At 69.5% G+C, this 19311-nt stretch carries 22 protein-coding genes and 3 pseudogenes; 7 read left to right on the top strand and 18 right to left on the bottom strand.

Annotated features, from left to right (window positions below):
• Positions 1–31 precede the first annotated feature (31 nt).
• The 4 genes from ACLQ2N_RS02530 to ACLQ2N_RS02515 are packed head-to-tail and all read right to left on the bottom strand — an operon-like array spanning position 32 to position 3885.
• Positions 32–493, bottom strand: coding sequence for a DUF3093 domain-containing protein (locus ACLQ2N_RS02530; RefSeq protein WP_148020914.1), 462 nt, complete (start codon positions 491–493; stop codon positions 32–34).
• 37 nt (positions 494–530) lie between these two features.
• Positions 531–1130 carry a carbonic anhydrase gene (locus ACLQ2N_RS02525; RefSeq protein ID WP_148020913.1) on the bottom strand — a complete coding sequence of 200 codons (600 nt, stop codon included), beginning with the start codon at positions 1128–1130 and terminating at the stop codon, positions 531–533.
• 20 nt (positions 1131–1150) lie between these two features.
• Positions 1151–1810 (bottom strand): DsbA family protein, encoded by a 660-nt coding sequence (locus ACLQ2N_RS02520; protein ID WP_148020912.1) that lies wholly within the window; start codon positions 1808–1810, stop codon positions 1151–1153.
• 26 nt (positions 1811–1836) lie between these two features.
• Positions 1837–3885: a cytochrome c oxidase assembly protein gene (locus ACLQ2N_RS02515; RefSeq protein WP_148020911.1), complete on the bottom strand. Its 2049-nt coding sequence runs from the start codon at positions 3883–3885 to the stop codon at positions 1837–1839.
• Between the two features lie 95 nt (positions 3886–3980).
• On the opposite strand from ACLQ2N_RS02515, the gene ACLQ2N_RS02510 reads away from it, so the two are divergent.
• Positions 3981–4127 carry a hypothetical protein gene (locus ACLQ2N_RS02510; RefSeq protein WP_425809001.1) on the top strand — a complete coding sequence of 49 codons (147 nt, stop codon included), beginning with the start codon at positions 3981–3983 and terminating at the stop codon, positions 4125–4127.
• A 44-nt stretch (positions 4128–4171) separates the two neighbouring features.
• On the opposite strand, the pseudogene ACLQ2N_RS02505 reads toward ACLQ2N_RS02510, so the two are convergent.
• The 8 genes and pseudogenes from ACLQ2N_RS02505 to ACLQ2N_RS02470 form a co-directional block, all read right to left on the bottom strand.
• Positions 4172–4342: pseudogene (locus ACLQ2N_RS02505) on the bottom strand (copper resistance CopC family protein); the annotation flags it as partial.
• Between the two features lie 229 nt (positions 4343–4571).
• Positions 4572–5207, bottom strand: coding sequence for a hypothetical protein (locus tag ACLQ2N_RS02500; RefSeq protein WP_363067931.1), 636 nt, complete (start codon positions 5205–5207; stop codon positions 4572–4574).
• A gap of 235 nt (positions 5208–5442) precedes the next feature.
• On the bottom strand, positions 5443–6897 hold the full coding sequence (locus ACLQ2N_RS02495) for a SulP family inorganic anion transporter (protein ID WP_261991723.1): 1455 nt from the start codon (positions 6895–6897) through the stop codon (positions 5443–5445).
• A 48-nt stretch (positions 6898–6945) separates the two neighbouring features.
• Positions 6946–7542: a carbonic anhydrase gene (locus ACLQ2N_RS02490; protein ID WP_148020907.1), complete on the bottom strand. Its 597-nt coding sequence runs from the start codon at positions 7540–7542 to the stop codon at positions 6946–6948.
• Between the two features lie 968 nt (positions 7543–8510).
• On the bottom strand, positions 8511–8681 hold the full coding sequence (locus ACLQ2N_RS02485) for a hypothetical protein (protein ID WP_187285309.1): 171 nt from the start codon (positions 8679–8681) through the stop codon (positions 8511–8513).
• Between the two features lie 78 nt (positions 8682–8759).
• Positions 8760–9179, bottom strand: coding sequence for a hypothetical protein (locus tag ACLQ2N_RS02480; protein ID WP_148020906.1), 420 nt, complete (start codon positions 9177–9179; stop codon positions 8760–8762).
• Positions 9180–9441: 262 nt separating this feature from the next.
• The gene (locus ACLQ2N_RS02475) at positions 9442–9588 is read right to left on the bottom strand and encodes a hypothetical protein (RefSeq protein ID WP_261991722.1); all 147 of its coding nucleotides are present in this window, start codon (positions 9586–9588) and stop codon (positions 9442–9444) included.
• Positions 9589–9660: 72 nt separating this feature from the next.
• Complete coding sequence (locus ACLQ2N_RS02470; protein ID WP_148020905.1) at positions 9661–9849, bottom strand: hypothetical protein; 189 nt, start codon at positions 9847–9849, stop codon at positions 9661–9663.
• 363 nt (positions 9850–10212) lie between these two features.
• Here ACLQ2N_RS02470 and ACLQ2N_RS02465 point away from each other — a divergent pair, with 363 nt between their 5' ends.
• The 3 genes from ACLQ2N_RS02465 (at position 10213) to ACLQ2N_RS02455 (ending at position 12747) form a co-directional block, all read left to right on the top strand.
• On the top strand, positions 10213–11232 hold the full coding sequence (locus tag ACLQ2N_RS02465) for a cation diffusion facilitator family transporter (protein WP_148020904.1): 1020 nt from the start codon (positions 10213–10215) through the stop codon (positions 11230–11232).
• A 59-nt stretch (positions 11233–11291) separates the two neighbouring features.
• Positions 11292–11474 carry a hypothetical protein gene (locus ACLQ2N_RS02460; RefSeq protein WP_148020903.1) on the top strand — a complete coding sequence of 61 codons (183 nt, stop codon included), beginning with the start codon at positions 11292–11294 and terminating at the stop codon, positions 11472–11474.
• 337 nt (positions 11475–11811) lie between these two features.
• The gene (locus ACLQ2N_RS02455) at positions 11812–12747 is read left to right on the top strand and encodes a DUF5655 domain-containing protein (RefSeq protein WP_187285308.1); all 936 of its coding nucleotides are present in this window, start codon (positions 11812–11814) and stop codon (positions 12745–12747) included.
• A gap of 177 nt (positions 12748–12924) precedes the next feature.
• Here the strand turns inward: ACLQ2N_RS02455 and ACLQ2N_RS02450 are convergent, their stop codons facing one another.
• The 6 genes and pseudogenes from ACLQ2N_RS02450 to ACLQ2N_RS02425 form a co-directional block, all read right to left on the bottom strand.
• On the bottom strand, positions 12925–13932 hold the full coding sequence (locus tag ACLQ2N_RS02450; protein WP_148020901.1) for an arsenic resistance protein: 1008 nt from the start codon (positions 13930–13932) through the stop codon (positions 12925–12927).
• Positions 13933–14026: 94 nt separating this feature from the next.
• Positions 14027–14341, bottom strand: coding sequence for a hypothetical protein (locus tag ACLQ2N_RS02445; protein WP_261991721.1), 315 nt, complete (start codon positions 14339–14341; stop codon positions 14027–14029).
• Complete coding sequence (locus tag ACLQ2N_RS02440; protein WP_425808553.1) at positions 14338–15009, bottom strand: MerR family DNA-binding protein; 672 nt, start codon at positions 15007–15009, stop codon at positions 14338–14340. The genes ACLQ2N_RS02445 and ACLQ2N_RS02440 overlap by 4 nt, the downstream gene beginning before the upstream one ends.
• Positions 15010–15053: 44 nt before the next feature.
• Positions 15054–15113, bottom strand: a pseudogene (locus ACLQ2N_RS02435) (hypothetical protein); the annotation flags it as partial.
• 166 nt (positions 15114–15279) lie between these two features.
• Positions 15280–16247: pseudogene (trxB, locus tag ACLQ2N_RS02430) on the bottom strand (thioredoxin-disulfide reductase).
• On the bottom strand, positions 16244–16666 hold the full coding sequence (locus ACLQ2N_RS02425; protein ID WP_148020898.1) for an arsenate reductase ArsC: 423 nt from the start codon (positions 16664–16666) through the stop codon (positions 16244–16246). The pseudogene trxB and the gene ACLQ2N_RS02425 overlap by 4 nt, the downstream one beginning before the upstream one ends.
• A 95-nt stretch (positions 16667–16761) precedes the next feature.
• Here ACLQ2N_RS02425 and ACLQ2N_RS02420 point away from each other — a divergent pair, with 95 nt between their 5' ends.
• Genes ACLQ2N_RS02420 through ACLQ2N_RS02410 form a run of 3 tightly spaced genes read left to right on the top strand, consistent with a single transcriptional unit; the run spans position 16762 to position 19243 of the window.
• Positions 16762–17070: an ArsR/SmtB family transcription factor gene (locus ACLQ2N_RS02420; RefSeq protein WP_026328687.1), complete on the top strand. Its 309-nt coding sequence runs from the start codon at positions 16762–16764 to the stop codon at positions 17068–17070.
• Positions 17067–18179 carry an ACR3 family arsenite efflux transporter gene (gene arsB, locus ACLQ2N_RS02415; protein ID WP_148020897.1) on the top strand — a complete coding sequence of 371 codons (1113 nt, stop codon included), beginning with the start codon at positions 17067–17069 and terminating at the stop codon, positions 18177–18179. The genes ACLQ2N_RS02420 and arsB overlap by 4 nt, the downstream gene beginning before the upstream one ends.
• On the top strand, positions 18176–19243 hold the full coding sequence (locus tag ACLQ2N_RS02410) for an ArsO family NAD(P)H-dependent flavin-containing monooxygenase (protein ID WP_148020896.1): 1068 nt from the start codon (positions 18176–18178) through the stop codon (positions 19241–19243). Before arsB ends, ACLQ2N_RS02410 begins: the two co-directional genes overlap by 4 nt.
• Positions 19244–19311: the final 68 nt, after the last annotated feature.

Below are 19311 nucleotides of genomic sequence, written 5' to 3'. Positions count from 1 at the left end.
GAGTTGCGCAATTACGGTCTTCATGACGGGTTCAGGCCGCCTGCGCGGCGGCAAGGGCCTCGACCAACCGCTGGGGACTGCGCGTCGAGAGGTACACGTAGGGGGTGGGATCGTCGGGGTCGACCACCTCGGCACGCACCGCCGTGGTGATGTAGCTGCGCATCAACATGTGGGCCCGCATGTCGGCCTTGTACGTCCGCCAGGCACGCGATTCCTCTCCCTCCAGGATTTCCGGAGCGCCCAGTGCCTGCACCGGGATTTTGGCGTCGTCTGCGATGAGCAGGCCATTGATGACACGGATACGCGAGGAGCCCTGCCCGCTGACCCATGTGCAGGCGATCGCGGTACCGACGACGAGGCCGCCCATCATGGGCAGCGGTCCGTACGGCAGGACGATCAGGCCCAGTGCGACCCCGGCGAGCAGGGCGATGAACCACCAAGAGCGCGGCGCTGTCAGGCGTTCGTCGTATGTGGGCTGTGCCGTGGCTGTCATGTGCGCACCTTCATGAAGTGGTCTTCGTGGGATTGGTTCACAGCGGGAGGAACGCGTTCGCGGTCGGCCGGTGTTGGAGGGTGGCGCCCGTTTCGACTTCGTGGAACCAGGCATGCAGGCGCAGGCTGTTGTCGGCCATACGGAGCGCGATGCAGGGATAGTCGCTGAGCACGTCCAGTTGCCGAATGACGTGCAAGTGTCCCGCGGCGGTGACGTCACCGGTCGTAATGTCCTGCGGCACTTGCACGTCGGTCGTCACTGCCCCGGCCGACGGATCTTCGCTCCCGGGGTGACTGTTCGTTCCTGGGAAAACATCAGCCCTGACGACTTCGCACTGAGAGTGTCCGCACACGATGATGTCGGCCACGTTGAGGCGTTCCACGGCGAACTCGATCGTCACAGCGTCCGGCAAGGGGTTTTCAGGCTGGTAGCGGGAGACCGTCCCGCCGTGGGTGCGCAGTTCGAGGAGTTCGCCCGGCCGGCTGCCGGTGAGCCAAGCAGGCGCGAGTCGCGCGTCCGAGCAGGAGATGAAAAGCACCTGCGGAGCCTGCCCGCCCGCGAACTGGTCCAGGTCGACGCCGTGCGCCGCGGCACGTGCCGCATAGCTGCGCGTCTGCTCGACGAAGTACGCCATCATCGACCGGTCTTCGGGCCGACTCACTGGGCGAGCCGTTCATCGATCAGGGCCTTGAATGCCTCGTACGAGCCGGGCGTGGCAACCCGGACCCCGTCGACGATGAAGGTGGGCGTGCCCTGCACTCCCAGGCTGAGGCCGTCAGCCTGATCGACCAGGACGCGCTCAGCGGTCTTCGGATCCTTGACTGCGGCGTCGTACCTCTTCAGATCGAGGCCGAGCTCCTTCGCATAACCACGGAAGACTGCAGCCTTGGACTCCTGCGCCTCCCCCCACTCCTTCTGCGTCGCGAAGAGCTTGCCGTACATCGCTTCGAACTGGCCTTGCTGGGCTGCCGCTTCGGCTGTCTGGGCAGCCGGTTGGCTGTTGCGGTGACCCGGCATCGGGAAGTAGCGGGCGACGAAGGTGACCCGGTCCTTGTACTCCTCGCGGAGCCGCTCGACGACCGGGTGCATTGCCCCACATCCCTCGCATTCAAAGTCAAGGAACTCGACCACTGTGAGTTCGCTGTTCTTGGGCTGGGTAAGGCGGTGGCTGGATGTGCGAACGGGCTGAGCCTCCGCTGCAGGTTCGGCGTTGAAGGAGGCGGATCTCGGGCCGTCAGGTGAGAAGGCGAGAACGGAGCCGAAGGCGGCGGCGAGCGCGGCCAGGATTACTACCCCGACGTACAGGTGCTTTTTCATAGTTCCTCGTGAGGATTCGGACGGTTTCATTCGCTGGGCGGGGGCTGCTGTTGGGCAGCGGGTGGCGCCGTTGAACCCGAAATGCGGTCACGTGCGCGCAGGCCGGCCAGGTACGCGTTGTAAGCGGCCAAAGGGTTGTTGGCGTCGCCGCGTTCGATCTGGCGGTCGATCCGGCGTGCCTCGCGAGCATCGGAGCGGACCCACTGAGCGGCGAGGATGATCGTGGTAATGAGTACGGGAATGTCACCGGTGGCCCAGGCAATGGACCCCGCGTTGTACTGGTCCTTTGCCAACGTGGCGCCCCAGGTCCGGCCCAGATCCGCCCACCATCCGTCGCCGATGAGCTCGGTGGAACTCATGAGGGAGATGCTGAACCAGGAGTGGAAGGGCATGGTCAGCATCAGGGCGAACAGCCGGCCCAGATGAGGTGGGCGGCGGGGCCCGGGGTCCACTCCGATGATCACCCAGAAGAAGAGCAGCCCCACCGCGAGGAAGTGCACCAGCATCAAAGTGTGGCCGAGGTGGCTCCGCATCAGCGTTTCGAAGAGCGAGGTGTAGTAGACGGCGAAGGCGCTGGCGATGAAGAAGACGCTCGCAACCACCGGGTGTGAGATGACCTTGACGTAGCGGCTGTGGAGAAGCTTCAGAAGCAACTCGCGGAGACCGTCCGGGCCGCCCTTCGGGACGCTGGGTAGCGTCCGCAGGGCAAGCGTGGCAGGTGCGCCCAGGACCAGGAGGATCGGCACGGTCATCGCGAGGACCATGTGCTGGCCCATGTGCACGCTGAAGAGCACCTTGCCGTACACGGCCAGGCCGCTCATGGTGGCCAGCACTGTGATCGCCAGTCCGAGCATCCACGCGATCGTGCGCCCGACGGGCCATACGTCACCACGGGCGCGCATCTTGCGTACCCCGGCCAGATACAGCAGGGCTGCGCCGGCCGTGCCGAAGGCGAACAACGGATCGAAGTGCCACTGCGTAAACAGCGGCGTCCAAGGGAAGTCACCGAGAGGCGGCGGCATCGCAAAGCCCAGCAACTCTTCGGCGGGCGTGAGAGAGGTGGCGCCCGTGCGGGGCGGGGGCGTGCGGGCGAGCGCCACCGCCAGTCCCATCGCGGCTGCCATGACCAGAAGTTCTCCGCACGCCAGCCGCAGAAACGGCCGCCGCGAACCCTCAAGCAGTCGGGCAAGAGTGCGGCGGCGGTGCCACCATCCCACGCCGCCGAGAACGATCAGGGCGCCGGCCTTGAGGAGCACCATCTGCCCGTACCGACTGCTGAACAGGTCCGTGACGGATGGCAGGCGGACGGCCGCGTTGACGAGGCCGGAGGCGGCAACCGCGAGGAACGCCGCGCCCGCCAGTGGACTGAAGCGGCGGGCCGCCATTGCGGCGGCATCCTCCCGTTTCAGGGCGGCGACGAGAAGAAAGATCAGGCCGCCGACCCACATCGCCACACCCAGCAGGTGCAAGGCCAGACTCGTGACCGCGGCGTCATGATTGCCCGCACCGGAGGAGTGACCGGTGAAGGCGGGTGGCAGCAGCCCGGCCAACGCCAGCACCAGCGCGGCCCGCCCCCACCGAGCGGTACTGATGCCCAGGCATACGGTCGCCAAGACCATCCCGGCGGCCGTCATCGCGGCATACGAGCGCCCCTGGGTATCGGTGACGACGAAGTCGGCCAGCACCGAGGGGCGAAGGATCTCAACGACTGGCTGTGCGAAGAGATCGGACAAGGTCAATATCAGCAGGGCAGCGGATGCCGCCGCCCACACCGCGGCGGTGACCGCGGCCCACGTCATATAGCGCAGCTGCGCGTCGGTGAGCCGCCGGCCACCGGGCAGCAGCGCCGTCACCATCAGCAGCGCGCCGACAGTTCCCACCGCTGCGGCGTCCGTCACGATCCTGGCGACGGGCAGTGCCCACGCGGTCAGTTCCCCGGCGCCCGCGATTCCTGGTACCTGCTCGGCCGCCGACCCCGCGCCCCGCAGAGCGAGCACCGTCACGGCCATCGCGCCGCCGAGCGCCGACATGATTAGGAGAGGCGGGCGTACCGCGTGCTTGAACTCAACCGCCATGGCCTGACCTCCTGCGGTACAGGGCGACCCCGCCAACTCCGACGACGAGCACGCCGGCTACGGCAAGAGCGGGCAGAAGCCCGGAGGACGATGCTGTGCTGGCCCTCCGCGAGACATCGCTCGAACGGGCTGCCGGGCTGCTGCTGCTGCTGCTGCTGCTGCTGCTGCTGCTGGGAGACGACGGCGCAGGAGCGGCTGACGCAAGGGGGGTTGCTGCCTGTTCCCTCACGCTGAAGCGGTAGGAACCGGCGACCGGGTGCCCATCGGCGGAGACGACGCGGTAACCCACCGTGTACCGCCCTGGGGGAAGGCCGGGCTGCACGGCGAGCGTGACGGTCTTCCCCACTACCTCTGGCCGCCCTGCGCCCCCCTGGGTCCCGTCCGGGGAGGTCAGAGCAACTTTGGCGTAAAGCTGGCTCATCTCATCGCTGAATGTCAGCCGGATACTGTCCGGCATGCGCCCCAGGGAAACGGCGTCGGCCGGGTTGCTCGACAGGAGGTCCGTGTGGGCAGCTGCCGTCGGGGCGGCTGCCCACAGCAGGCCACCGGCCAGAGGTACGACGAGAGTGCGTGCCGCCGCGCGGGCGGCACGCCAGTTCATGGCATGCATAGGAGGGGGCTTCCTGTGGTTCCCGGCAGGGCCGGGCAAGAGGTGCCGGCCCTGGCGGCACCCGCGACTGCGCCCGTCAGGGCATGCAGGGACCGCCGAAGGGCGTCGGCCCGGTCAGTGCGAAGGCGGCGGGCGCAGATACGCCACGCCGGGCATGCGGTGGCGCTCTGCCCGCATGCCAGCGAGCCGGGACCGCCGACGCGGGCAGAGAGACGTTCCTATCGGGGCGCAACTCCGACAATGGATCATGTGCGAATCGCAGATGCGGCCACACGAACAGCAGCAGGCGCTGCACAGCTCTCAGAAGCGGCCTGCTCTGCCAAAGGATCTGCTCGGTGACACCCAACAGCCGCGCCGCGATCACCAGGCTGACCAGATGCCCGGCCAACAGGACTTCGGGCGGGGTGCCGACGACGGGAGCGTGCTCGACCAGGCCAGGCAACCCGACAGGGTCAGTCATGGCCGCGCAGGCGCCGGGCAGGGAGTAAGCGATGTGGTACGCCAACTGAGCCCCGGCCAGCACACCCAGAAGCTGGGTATCCGACAACCGGTGCCGCGTCAGAAACACCGATCCGGGAATGATGACTCCGGCCACACCAGCCACGATCGTCCACCGCGGCGCGTGGCCCTGCGACAGGGCATGGCCAGCCAGTGGCAGCAGCACGCACAACACCGCCAGCGCGCCCGCCCGCAACCCGCGCAGCGCCCCCATAGCCGGGGAGGCAGGTGGTGTCGGACCGGTACGTGGCATGACGTCGTGGCTTTCCGAGAGGCCCGTCGTTCAGACGTAGCAGGCAAAAGGGCGGGCGCGGACTCGCGCTGTACGCCATTGCACAGTACCGGCTCCGCCGCCAGGGCTTGCCCCCGGGCTTCGCCGGTGGCGCCGCCGCACTTGGGATGGGGTGCGGCGGCGCCACCGGTTGCGCAGGAGGCCGGGGCCGGGCGTGTCATGTCAGGGCCGGGGACATCCGTACCGACTGGGAGCCTTCGGCATTGTGCCGTTCGGCCCAGGTGATCAGGGCAGCGTGGCAGGCGTGGTCAAGGTGGTGCAGCCCAGACAGGTCCAGCTCGACGGGCCGGTCCTTGGGCAGTGCTCCCAGCTCGTCCAGTATTTTCGGCAGGCGCAGGAAGGTCGCGTTGCCCGACAGATATGCCTGGACCGAGCCGGCTCCTTGGTCTATCACCTCCAGCTTGATGTGCGAGGTCTGCCAGGCAGCCTTGACCACGGCCAGGATCAGGCCAATAAGGACACCCTCGAACATGTTGATGGTGACGATGGCCAAGGCGGTCGCCGCGAGGATCAGGGCCTCTCCACGGTGGCCGCGCCACAGGGCGGGGAACTGCTTGGCGGGCAGGAGTTTGACGCCGGCGTGCACAAGGATGCCGGCGAGCGCGGCGATGGGGATGAGCGCGAGGACGGCCGGCAGCAGGGCGGCGAACAGCAGCAGCCACAGCCCGTGTAGGACCCGGGACGCCTTGGTCTTGGCACCGGCCTGGACGTTGGTGGCGCTCCGGACGATGACCGCGGTCATTGGCAGGGCGCCGAGCACTCCGCAGACGATGTTGCCCGCGCCCTGAGCCATCAGTTCCTTGTCGTAGTCGGTGCGCGGGCCGTCGTGCAGACGGTCCACCGCGGCCGCGCTGAACAGCGACTCGGCGGAGGCGATGAGGGTGAAGGCGATCACGGTGCCGAGTACGCCAATGCCAAGCCTTCCGAGCACTTCGGTTCCGGGCGGCTGGATGGAGTCGAGCAAGCCGCGGACCTCGACCGTCTTCACCGACAGGTCCAGCAGCCAGGTCGCGCCGGTGGCCAGGGACACCGCCACCAGCGCGCCGGGCACCACCCGCACTCTCGCGGGCAGGCGCTGCCACAGCAGCATCACCGCCACGGTGCCCGCCCCGATCGCGAAGGAGGTCCACATCGTGGTGGAGGTAGAGACGTCACCGGCCAAGCCGGGAAGACCGGCGATCTTGCCGGTGCCCGATGCGGGTGCTGCCACGCCTGCCATGGCGTACAGCTGACCGGCGATGATGATCAGGCCGATTCCGGCGAGCATGCCCTCCACCACAGCGATGGAGATGGCGCGGAACCAGCGCCCGCACTTCAGGGCGCCCAGCACCAGCTGGAGCAGGCCCGCTGCTAGGACAATCACGCCGAGGGCGGGCAGGCCGTAGGTCTGGACCGCTTCGTAGACGAGGACGGTAAGACCCGCGGCAGGGCCGCTGACCTGGAGGCTGCTCCCCGGCAGCAGGCCGGTGAGCAGGCCGCCGACGATACCGGTGACCAGGCCGAGTTCGGCTGGTACGCCAGAGGCGACGGCGACGCCCACGCACAACGGGAGGGCGACGAGGAAGACGACGAGGGAGGCGGCGACGTCACGCCGCAGGATGTCCGGATTCACGGGGGTCCTTGGCAAGTGTGGGGGCCAGAGGTCGGATCGCGCGCGGGGTCACAGCGGCAGGAATGCGTCGTCCTGCGGCCGGTGCTCGCACACCAGCCCGGTGTGGATTTCGTAGAACCAGCCGTGCAGCCGCAGCTGCCCCTCGGTCAGTCGGCGGGCGATGCCCGGATAGCCGCGCAGCCGCTCCAACTGCTTCAGGACATGGCGCTGCACCGGGCCCGCGAGATCCGCGGCAGGCTCCCCACCCGTGCTGCCGTCCTGCAGGGACGAGGAGGCCGCGTGCGCCAGCCAGCCCTTCACGGCGGGGACGGCCGTGAGGTCGTCGCCGCGTACTAGAGCACCAACCGCGCCGCAGTGGGAGTGGCCGCACACCACGATGTCGGCAACCTGGAGGACCTCGACGGCGTACTCGATGGTGGCCGCCTCACCGGACGGGCCCTCCAGGCGGTAGGGGGGAACGATATGGCCCGCGGTGCGCATCTCGAACAGCTCGCCCGGCCCGGCGCCGGTGATCAGGGAGGGAACGACGCGTGAGTCGGAGCAGGCGATGAACAGGGCCTGCGGCTGCTGGCCGACGGCCAGCCGGCCGAGTTCCCCGGCGGCCTGATGGCGGAAGGAACGAGCGTGGTCGATCAGGGTTCGCATGTCAGGTACCTCCTGCGCCCCGGCAGGGGGCGTCGATGTGATGGATTGGGGGCTGCGGGCCCTGGAGGGAAGCGGCGGGCAGCGTGAAGCCGCCCGGCGCGGGTGGGCGAAGAGGACGCCGCACCGCCTTGCAGGGTTCGCAGGAGAAGGTCTGCTCGTGAGGCGGGTCCCGTTCCTCACACCCCGGACGGCCTGACCGGACTCGGACGGTCAGTGGCGGACATGCCGGCCTTCGCGGGTGACGATTCACCTGCGGGCACGCGGGCACGTCTCACAGGCGCTTGAGATTCAGCGGCACGCCAGGAGCGGACACGACTCCAGCACGAGCGGAGCGTGGAATGGGGCCTGACTGTCAGCAGCGGAAGACCTGCAACAGGGCAGGTGAAACGGGTGGTGGCTGTCCGACCGGCTCGTACGGCACCTGCCGGAAGGGCCCGCAGTCGTACGGCGCCGCCGACGCACAGCCGGCCCTGGGACTAGTCGGCCCGGAATGACCTGCCGGGGGGCTGTTCTCACGGACTCGCGCCCAGTGCCCGGCAGCCTCCTCTGGCCGGAAGGCGGCGTCGCACAGGTGCGCTTCGTAAACGGCCACAGGCCCGGAACCCTGCGACACACGTTCATGTGCAGGCGCCGCGGCAGCGGCATGGGAGAAGAACAGCACCGCCAGGACAGCGGTCAGCAGGGCCGCGACAGCGCGCACCGCATACCTGCTCCCTGACACTCCTTGCCCTCTCTTCCGGCGCGACGCCTCGCAAAGCCGTCGATCAGTCCGACGATCCGCTGTCGGTAACAGTTCCAAGTCGGATGTAAACAGCGCGTTACGAGCGGACGGTGGGTGGCAGGAGCCGACCGAAACCGGCCACCCTCTTGCGACCAGACGATCCCCGCCTGCGCGTGGCAAAGGCGGTGGGTGAACTGCCCGTCGCCGCCCTGGCGCGCACCGGCCACGAACCGGTGGTACCTGCCCCTCAGGCCCTGGGTGCGCACCGTTCGCAGCGGGTCTCCTCCCGCGCGGCCTGCTGCTCGTGGGCCGATGTGACGGGCTCTTCGGTGGGCCGGTACTCGCGGGCGTCGTAGTCAGTACGGAGTGCAGTTGCGCGGACCAGGGCGGCGATGACGGCGTAGGCGTCGCTGGGCATGGTTCTCCTGCTGCATGTGGGTGGGGGTGACCGGGCTTCGGGGCAGACCCCAGCGGTGCGCGGGGCGGCCCGGCCCGGTCAGCAGCGCAGGATCTGCCGCGAAACGGCCGGAACTCCGCCATCCTGGATCGGGCCGAGCCCCAAGGAGCGTGTGGGGCCGAACGCGTCGAGCGGCGACAGCGCTGGCGCGACGAGGGAGATCGCCGGTTGGGGCGCGGGATGCGTCGGCCGCTTGGCCGCGGCACTCTCGCAGACCCGGGCGGCCGGGTCGTGTTCGGGATGCTGCTGCCCGCCTGGCGGCGCCATGGCGACGGCCGGCGGGCAGCGGTCGGCCGTAAAGCCGCGACGGTCGTGCGAACATCCCGGGTCTTCTGCGGCCAGGTGGGTGCCGGCCGGGGTGAGCAGGGCGTGCAGCAGGGCGAGAGCGGCCAGAGCGAGGACCATGAACGCGACACGCGTCAGCCCCGACCGGGCGCGGGGGCGGGAGGTCGTCGGCATCGCTCTCCTCCGCCCTCTACGCATAGCTCTCCCGGCATCGTCACCTCTGCCGACGGCAGGCACGAGCCGCGCCACGCGATCGGATGCCATGTGTCACCCGGTAGAAGGATGTGCGTTGGGCCTCGGTGCTCCGGCTGGGGCCTTGCGGTCTGTGAGGAACGGCGGGTCGCGGGTGCGGCGAGCGATGAGTCGGGGCGGGAACTGGGCGGTGCCGGACTGCCACAGCACTCATCGGCGCGTGCGCGCACTCGTAGAGCATCTTTCACTGCGTGTTCTCCCGGAGGACGACGTCCAGGTTCCACAGGGTGGCGATCTGATCCTCCGCCAGGGCCCTGGTGCGGTCGGGCGGTGCCGCACGCCGCTCGATGTCGATCGTCGGAGCGCCTTCATCCAGCCCTGGTGCTGCCACCAGCCGATTACCTGGCGCGCGATGGACAGCTCCCGGTTGACGGTGTCGGCGCCCATCTCGTCCGTCCCCGCCTTACCCGTCGCCGCGATCGACGACCCGAGTCTGCTGGAGCCTTAGCGCAACCTCCGGCTCGGGCTGCACCTTGTTCCGGGTGCCGATCTGCTCGGGGAGGGCCCCGTCGCAGTCGGCCTCGTACAGGGCATCGAGCTGGCTCGACAGCTCCTGGCAGGCCATCGATGTCCTGGCGCGTGAGGCTGGCACCGGCTGGCCTGAGGCGGCGTGATGAGTGGCGGCGACCAGGGCCGCGGAGGTGCAGGCGAAAGCCGCCACACGCGCGAACCGGCCGCCCGGCCCCGCCCTGCTGGCCGCATGGCGCGGCGCCTTCCCATCGTTGCGGCCCTTCGCAGGCCGTCGCTCACCGGCATATCCGTCCACCCTCGGCCTGGGCTCCAAGGGCATGCCGCCCGCCCGCCCCACAGCCATGAAACCGTAAAAGCGCAGGTCACAGTGGTCACTATTGGTGTTGACAACGGTCACCGATGCAGCCTTTGGCTCCATGGTCACAGGTGTGCTTCGCTGCCCGCAGCATCCGTGCCGGGCGGGCGCGACGGGAGGACGACGGCGATGAGTGACGAGCACACGCACGACCACGGGGCCGGGGGTCACGGCGGCCACTCGCACGGCGTGGCCGCCGACGCGGACCGCCGCTGGCTCGGCATCGCCCTGACGCTGATCACCGGATTCATGGCCGCCGAAGTCGTCGTCGGCATCCTGGCCCAGTCCCTGGCACTCATCTCCGACGCGGCACACATGCTGACCGACGCGGCCTCCATCGCCCTGGCGCTCATCGCGATGCGGCTGGCCGCCCGCCCGGCCCGCGGCCCCTATACCTACGGCTTCAAGCGCACCGAGATCCTCTCCGCCCAGGCCAACGGCCTCACCCTGGTGCTGCTGGGAGCCTGGCTCGGCTACGAGGGCGTGCGGCGTCTCATCGACCCGCCAGCAGTGGAGGGCGGTCTGGTCCTCGTCACCGCACTGGCCGGGATCGTGGTCAACATTGCTGCCGCCTGGTGCATCTCCAGGGCCAACCGAACCTCACTGAACGTCGAGGGCGCCTTCCAGCACATCCTCAACGACCTGTACGCCTTCATCGGCACCGCGATCTCCGGCGCCATCGTGCTGACCACGGGCTTCGCCCGTGCGGACGCGATCGCCACCCTGGTCGTCGTCGCCCTCATGTTCAAGGCCGGCATCGGCCTGATCCGCGCCTCCGGGCGCATCTTCCTCGAAGCCGCACCCGCAGGCGTCGACCCCGATACGGTCGGTGATGCCATGGCCCGCCTCGAGCAGGTCGTCGAAGTCCACGACCTGCACATCTGGCAGATCACCTCCGGCCAGCCCGCCCTGTCCGCCCACGTCCTGGTCGTTCCCGGCGGCGACTGCCACGCTGTGCGCCGCACCCTGCAAAAGCAGCTCGCCGGGGACTACAACATCACCCATGCCACCCTCCAGGTCGACCACGTCGGCGAAGACGACCGGGACACGGGCCCCTTGCTGCAGATCGGCGAACCACCGACGCAGCCCGGCCCCGAACACGAGGACACCCACGGCCCCGTGCACCGGCCAGGACCTCACTCGCACTGACCGCCCGCCAGCCGCCCAACACCGGCCGGCGACCGCGACCACAGAAGGACCTGTCCCGGTTGACCCGCCCAACCGCCTACCACGGACCGCCGGAACTGACCGTCTCCCGCATGCTCACCGACCGGCACCTCGATGCGGCGCTGCTGGCGGCGGGCATTGCCCTCACCGCCGCCTACACCGCAGCCGTGATCACCGCCCGGCGTCGCGGCACCCAGTGGCCGTGGCGCCGCAACGTCGCATGATGCGCCCCTGGTGGGAGACCGACCCGGCCGTCGCCCATCTCGGGCTCAACACACCGCGCAGCAACGGCAGCACCGAGGGCAAGGGCTGACAGTCCCTACCCGCCCGGCCACACCGCCAGTTCACGAAACTCTGAATTCAGCACAAGATGTACTTTTGGGGGCTGGCGTGCCTGCGCGACTGCGGCCTGGCCGTCGCTGTGCCCGACGGCCGCCTCTCCGCAGCCCGCCAGTAACCCTCAACAACCCGAGATACACCGCTCGTTTGGCAGACCCCCGTTCTGGAATATGTATCCCGTTTCGATTGCTCTCGTACAGCAAGCACAGGAGGGGGACGCTAGTGGCCGAGCTGATGTTGTTTCGGCGAGACGCGGGCGGGCGGGACGTCGGGGTGCCCGGTTCAACGGTGGCGCTGGAGGTCGAACTCCAGCGGCGGGTCGAGGCTGGCCTGGTAGCGATGCTCGGCATCCGCTTCCTGGCGTCGGAGTACCCGACCGGTCCGTGGCACCGGGGCAGAATCGACACGCTCGGGCTGGACGAGAACGGCAGCCCGGTAGTGATCGAGTTCAAGAAGGGCTCTGACAGCGGGGTGCTGTCACAGGCCGTCTCATACCTGTCCTGGCTGGAGTCAGCGCACCACGAGTTCGAGGCGCTCGTGCGGAAGGTGCTGGGCACGGAGGCCGCCGAGTCGATCGACTGGCGTCGTCCGCGGATGGTCTGCATCGCGGCCAGCTTCTCCCACCACGACCGTGTGGCCGTGCAGCGGCTGCCCGAGCGGATCGACCTGGTGCGCTACCGGATCTTCGAGGGCGGTCTGCTGAGCTTGCTGCTCGTCGACTCCTCTCCGGCTTTCCCGAGCGCCGCTTCGTCCCGGCGAAGTCGGGAGCGGGAGACGGCGGTCGACATCGCGGCGGCGGCCCCGGTGGCTTCTTCGCCGGCGGGTGCCAGCCTCGTCCCGGAGTGCCTGCGGGACCTGTACGCGGAGGTGGACGACGCACTCGCGGCGTGGGGCGAGGTCGAGGTGGCGCTGCTGCGGCACTACATCGCCTACCGGCGGCTGGTGAACGTGGCATCGGTGATCTTCCGTCCGAAGCACGAGGCGATCCTGGTCTATCTCAGACTTGACCCGGACACGGTGGAGCTGGAGGAGGGCTTCACCCGGGACATGCGCGGCATCGGGCACCTCGGAACGGGCGACTTGGAGGTACGGCTCGCCTCCGCGGCCGACCTGGAGAAGGCAGCGCCGCTGATCCGACGGGCGTTCGAGGCGGCTTGACGCAAACAGAAGGGCGGCTGGCGCATCTGTGACAACGCAGCCTTGTTGGCAAAGTGCGGTGCGGGACGTCGCTGAGTAGATGGATGTGCTGCTGTGTAGTTGGCAAAGACGCGGCAGGTTAGTTGGCAAGCCGTGGTCACAGGATGTGATCGGCTTGCGTAGCCGCGCTGAGGACGGTCAGGGGGCAACCGGCTCGTTCGCGGGCCGCTCCCGGCCGGGCATCAGACGCGGGACGAGTCGGACGTAGACGACCATGCCGAGGACCTCGACCAGGGTCTGGGTGACCACGACGACCGGGGTGATGGCCAGGTCGTCGGGCAGAGCCAGGGCGAGGGGCAGGACGACGAGGGAGTTGCGGGTCGCCCCGGTGAAGACGATCGCCCGCCCGGCGGAGGCGTCCAGCCGGAAGAGGCGCGCCACGGCCTTCCCGGCGAACGCCATCACCACGAGAAACGCCGCATAGAACGGGACGACGGCGGCGACGTCGGTCAGGTTGTCGCCGAGCTTGGGAACCTGGGAGGCGACCACGACCAGCAGCGTGGCAGCCATCAGCGGCACCATCGTGGTGGTCGCGCCGTCGGAGACCTTCTGCCCGGCCGGGCGGCGTCCGGCCCACGCCTGCAGGGCCCATGCGAAGGCGAGCGGGATGACGATCAGGACGACGAACGCCTCGACGAACGGTCCGACCTCGACGATGTCGGCGAGCTCCGAGCCCATGAACAGGTAGAGGAAGCCCGGCAGCAACAGCATCTGCGCGACCAGGAGGAACGGGGTGGCGGCCAGCAGGCGTCGGCTGGAGCCGCCGGCCAGCCCGGAGAAGACAATGACGTAGTCCACACACGGGCACAGCAGAACAAGCAGCACACCGAGGCGAACCGCCTGGTCGTCGGGCAGGAACGTGAACATCGCGGCGACGACCAGCGGCACCGCCACGAAGTTCACGAGCACCGCGGCGGACAGGAACCGTCCGTCCCGCAGGGAGCGGACCAGTTCGGCGGCAGGGACCTGGAGGAAGGTGACGAACAGCAGCGCCCCGAGCACCGGGTTGATCGAGTGCTCCAGCCCCGGCCCGAGGCCGGGGGCCGCCCAGCCGAGCAGTCCCCCGGCGGCGAGTGCCGCCAGGTAGATCGCGACCTGGTGGTGTTCCATCCGATCGACCAGGCCCTGCGGTCCCTGCTGCGACATCCGAACTGCTCCTTCGTGCTGTGCCGGCCGCCTCGTAGCGGTCGTGCGTTCCATCCTCACAGGCCACTGCGCGCGGTCTGACCGCGATTCCTGGTCAGTGAGGGGTCTTGCCGCTGTCCGGGCTCGGGCGGAGGGCTGGCATGCCGAGGTCGGTTCGTGCCGGAGCGGACCGGCAGGCTGCTGTCCGGCGGCGCCGCCCCACGATCAGAACGCCCAGCCCGGCAGTGATGGCCAGCACCGTGAGTGCGGGCACCCACAGGGCTCCGATGGCGGAGGTGACGCCGATGCCGCCGAGGATGGCCAGGAGCGGGCCTGCGCAGCACACCGCGCAGGCGGCGATCGCGGCCGAGCCGGCGCCAACGGCACCCCACGGCCGGGACGGGCGAGAAGCAGAGGGCGGGGTGGTCATGCGGGCACTCCGAAAAGGTCGGCCAGCATTCCGGCGGCGGACTCGGGTGCCCGCACCTCCAGCTGGAGCGCGGTCGGGGTCAGGTGCAGACGGAAGTCGAAGAACGCGCAGCAGCCCTGCTCGGCCGCGGCAAGGGCCGCGACCTCGCCGGCGAGGTCGGCGCCGACGGGGAAGGACAGGCGGATCCCGTCGTCGATCTCCTCGCGTCCCTCTGCCTTGTCGACCAGCCGCTGCCACTGCTGGGTGCGCATCCCCAGCTCGGCGCCGCCCAGCGTGCAGGCCACCGGTGCCTCCCGCCAGGACTCCGTGGCCTGCTCGCTGCGGGTCGGCGACAGAGTGATGGGCACGGGCCCGGCCGCCGTGGTGCTGGATGTGGTGCAGCCGCAGTCCGGACCGCACGCCCCTGCGGGCGCCGGGCCGGACAGATCAGCGTGGACACCGGCCAGGTGTGCGGAAAACGCGCGCAGCTCGGCGATGCGGCCGTCGGTCTGGGTGATCCGGTCGGCGACCAGGGGCAGCATCCGCGCCCGTACGGACGCGCACACCCCTTCCTCCCGGACATCCAGCAGCTCGCGGATCTCCTCCAGCGCCAGGCCCAGCATCTTGGCGGAGGAGATGAAGGCCAGGCGCTCCACCGCATCCTCGCCGTAGACCCGGTACCCGGACACGGTGTGCGGTCGGCGGGCAGCAGACCGGCGTCCTCGTAGAAGCGCAGCGTTGTGGCCGGTACTCCGGAGCGTTCGGCCAGCTGCGAGATGCGGTAGGTCGTCACGCCACCGAAGGTAAACCTTCAACCCGACTCGAAGGTCAAGCGTTCGCCCCACCGCGCCCAGGGCCCGGCGCGCGAGGAGGACGGCATCGCTCCTTTGCGGCCGATGCCCCCACGGCGCGGGCCCGCCAGCATGGTTCCAGGCGGGCCCGCGCCGCGGCTCAGTCGGTCAGGCAGGGGCCGCGGCCGGCTCCTGCTCGATGTGGGTGGTGTTGCGGGCGGCGAGGTAGCGCTCGGCGTCCAGGGCCGCGGCCGCACCGGTGCTGGCGGCGGTGATGGCCTGACGGTAAGTGTGGTCGACGACGTCACCGGCGGCGAACACGCCGGGCAGGCTGGTACGCGTCGACGGGGAGGCGACGCTGATGTAGCCCTCGCCGTCGAGGTCGAGCTGGCCGGTGAACAGCTCGGTGCGCGGGTCGTGGCCGATGGCGATGAACAGCCCTGTCACGTCCAGGTCGCGGGTGGCACCAGTGAAGACGTCGCGCAGGACGACTCCGGCGAGCATGCCGTTCGTCTCCTTGATCTCGGCGATCTCGCTGTCGAACGCGAAGGAGATCTTGTCGTCGGCGAACGCCCGGTCCTGCATGACCTTCGAGGCGGGGAGCGTCGGTGGGCGACGGTGACGGAGCGGGCGAAGCGGGTGAGGAAGGTGGCTTCCTCCATGGCGGTGTCGCCGCCGCCGACCACGACGATGTCGCGGTCACGGAAGAAGAATCCGTCGCAGGTCGCACACCACGAGACGCCGCGGCCGGACAGCTCGTCCTCCTTGGGCAGGCCGAGCTTGCGGTAGCCGGATCCGGTCGCGACGATCACCGTCCTGGCGCGGTGAGTGGTGCCTGCGGAGTCGGTGAGGAGCTTGACGTCGCCGGTTAGATCGACGGACACGACATCGTCGTCGATCATCTCGGCGCCGAACTTCTCCGCCTGGGCCCGCATGTTCTCCATCAGGACCGGGCCGTCGACGCCCTCGGGAAAGCCGGGGAAGTTCTCCACCTCGGTCGTGGTCGTGAGCGAGCCGCCGACGAAGATGGAGCTGCCGAACAGCAGGGGCTTGAGCTGGGCGCGGGCGGTGTAGAGGGCGGCGGTGTATCCGGCGGGGCCGGAGCCGATGATGACGACCTCGCGTATGTCGCTCACGCCGTCGCCTCCGGCTTGGCGGGGGCGATCTCGGCGATCAGGCCCTCGATCAGGGTCTTGATCTCGTCGCGGATCGGGCGCACGGCCTCGACGCCCTGGCCGGCCGGGTCCTCCAGCTTCCAGTCGAGGTAGCGCTTGCCGGGGAAGACCGGGCAGGTGTCGCCGCAGCCCATGGTGATGCAGACGTCCGACTCGCGGACCGCGTCGACGGTGAGGATCTTCGGCGTCTCCTTGGAGATGTCGATGCCGACCTCGGCCATGGCCTCGACGGCGGCCGGGTTGACCTGGTCGCCGGGGTTGGAGCCGGCGGAGCGGACCTCGACGCGGTCCCCCGCCAGGTGGGTCAGCCACGCGGCGGCCATTTGGGAGCGGCCGGCGTTGTGGACGCAGACGAACAGGACGGACGGCTTGTCAGCCATGGTGATCGTTCTCTCTCGTCGCATGGCGGAACCCAGCCGCCAATGACTTCAGCTCCCGCTGGTGTCAGCGAGTGGTGATGTGAGAGTATCAGTGCATGCTGACTTCAGTCGATCCTGATGTGATCCGGGTGCTGGGCGATCCGCTCCGCCTTCAGATCGTGACCCTGCTGGCGCGCGAGACGCTCTGTACGACGCACCTGGTCGAGGAGACCGGAGCCAAGCAGACCAACCTGTCGAACCACATGAAGGTGCTGCGCGAGGCCGGGATCGTGGAGACCGAGCCCTGCGGCCGCTTCACCTACTACAAGCTCAAGCCCGAGGTCCTGGCCGGGCTGTCCGAGCAGTTCGCCGCGCTGGCCGACTCCGCCCGTACTGCTTCCGAGAACAAGAGGGCCTGCCCGTGACCTCCGCAAAGCCCGCCACCGCTCTCGCTCCGGCTGGCGGTGGGGACGACTCGATCGTCAAGAAGCTCTCCACCCTCGACCGCTACCTCGCGGTGTGGATCCTGCTCGCCATGGCTGTCGGCCTGGGCCTGGGCCGCCTGATCCCGGGGATGAACGACGCGCTCGCGAAGATCGAGATCGGCGGCATCTCCCTGCCGATCGCGCTCGGCCTGCTCGTCATGATGTACCCGGTCCTCGCGAAGGTCCGCTACGACCGGCTCGACCGCGTGACCGGCGACAAGAAGTTGATGGTTTCCTCGTTGGTCATCAATTGGATCGTCGGGCCCGCAGTCATGTTCGCCCTGGCGTGGATCTTCCTGCCGGACCTGCCCGAGTACCGCACCGGCCTGATCATTGTCGGTCTCGCCCGGTGTATCGCCATGGTCATCATCTGGAACGACCTCGCCTGCGGCGACCGGGAGGCCGCCGCCGTCCTCGTCGCGCTGAACTCGGTGTTCCAGGTGTTCGCGTTCGGTCTGCTGGGCTGGTTCTACCTCGACCTGCTGCCGCGCTGGATGAACCTCGGCGACGGCCAGGGCCTGGACGTGTCCGTCTGGCACATCGCGCTGAACGTCGTGATCTTCCTCGGGATCCCTCTGCTGGCCGGCTTCCTCACCCGCCGCATCGGCGAGCAGAAGATGGGCCGCGAGAAGTACGAGGCGAAGTTCCTTCCGAGGATCGGCCCGTGGGCGCTCTACGGGCTGCTGTTCACGATCGTCATCCTGTTCGCCCTCCAGGGGAAGACCATCACCTCGCAGCCGCTGGACGTCGTGCGGATCGCGCTGCCGCTGCTGGTCTACTTCGCGATCATGTTCTTCGGGACCTTCCTCCTGGGCAAGGGCCTGGGCCTGGCCTACGACCGCACCACGACGCTGGCGTTCACCGCGGCGGGCAACAACTTCGAGCTGGCCATCGCGGTCGCCATCGCGACCTTCGGCGTCACCTCCGGCCAGGCCCTGTCCGGAGTCGTCGGACCGCTCATCGAAGTCCCCGTCCTGATCGGCCTCGTCTACGTCGCACTCGCCTGGCGCAGGAAGTTCGCCGCCGACGCGGTGACGACGGCCCCGTGACGAACCGGGCCGACGTGGTGGTGGTCGGCGGCGGCCAGGCCGGGCTCGCCGCCGGCTACCACCTGCGCCGGCGCGGCCTCGACTTCGTGATCCTGGACGCCGATCCGGCGCCGGGCGGGTCCTGGCGGCACATGTGGGACTCCCTGCACCTGTTCTCCCCGGCGGAGTACTCCTCGCTGCCTGGGCGGCTCATGCCAGCCCAGGCGGGCGAGACCTACCCGGACGCCGGGCACGTGGTGGACTACCTCGCCGACTACGAGAAGCGCTACGACCTGCCCGTCCAGCACAACACACGCGTGGACGCCGTACGCCGTGACGACGACAGGCTCCTGGTCGAGGCGGACACCGGCACCTGGCGGGCCCGGGCGGTCATCAGCGCGACCGGCACCTGGTCGCGCCCCTTCCTCCCCGCCATCCCCGGCCGCAGCACCTTCGCCGGTCGGCAGCTGCACACGGTGAACTACCGTTCCCCGTCCGACTTCGCCGGGCAGCGGGTCGTCGTGGTCGGCGGTGGGAACTCTGGCGCCCAGATCGCCGCCGACCTCGCCCTGGACGGCCGCGTCGAGGTGAGGTGGGTGACCCAGCGTCCGCCGCGGTTCCTGGCCGACGACATCGACGGCCGCGCCTTGTTCGACGTGGCCACCGCCCGCCGCCGCGCGCTCGACTCCGGCCGCAGCGACACCGGCGGAGTGGCTTCGCTCGGCGACATCGTCGTCGTGCCGCCCGTCCGCACAGCCCGGGGTGCCGGACTCCTGGCAGTGAAGCCGATGTTCTCCCGGCTCACTGCCGACGGCGTCCGGTGGGAGGACGGCAGTCAGAGCGGCGCGGATGCGGTGATTTGGTCCACCGGCTTCCGCCCGGCGCTGTCCCACCTCGCCCCGCTGAATCTGCGGGGCCCGCGCGGGCACATCCCCACCGCCGGTACCCGCGCTCGGGTCGAGGCTCGGCTGCACCTGCTCGGATACGGCGACTGGACCGGCCCGGCGTCGGCCACGCTGATCGGGGTGGGACGTCCCGCGCGGGACGCCGCCCGCGAGATCGGGGCGCTGTGCGGGCGCAAGTGACAGGGCGGCCCAGCGGTTTCGGCGGCTTCCCCCAGTGTCGCGAGACAGCGTGATCGTTGCAGACTGCC

This window comes from Streptomyces sp. DT224, assembly GCF_049844595.1.
GTDB lineage: Bacteria > Actinomycetota > Actinomycetes > Streptomycetales > Streptomycetaceae > Streptomyces.
Note: the sequence above shows the minus strand (reverse complement) of the source record. Positions and strands in the feature narration are given on the sequence as shown.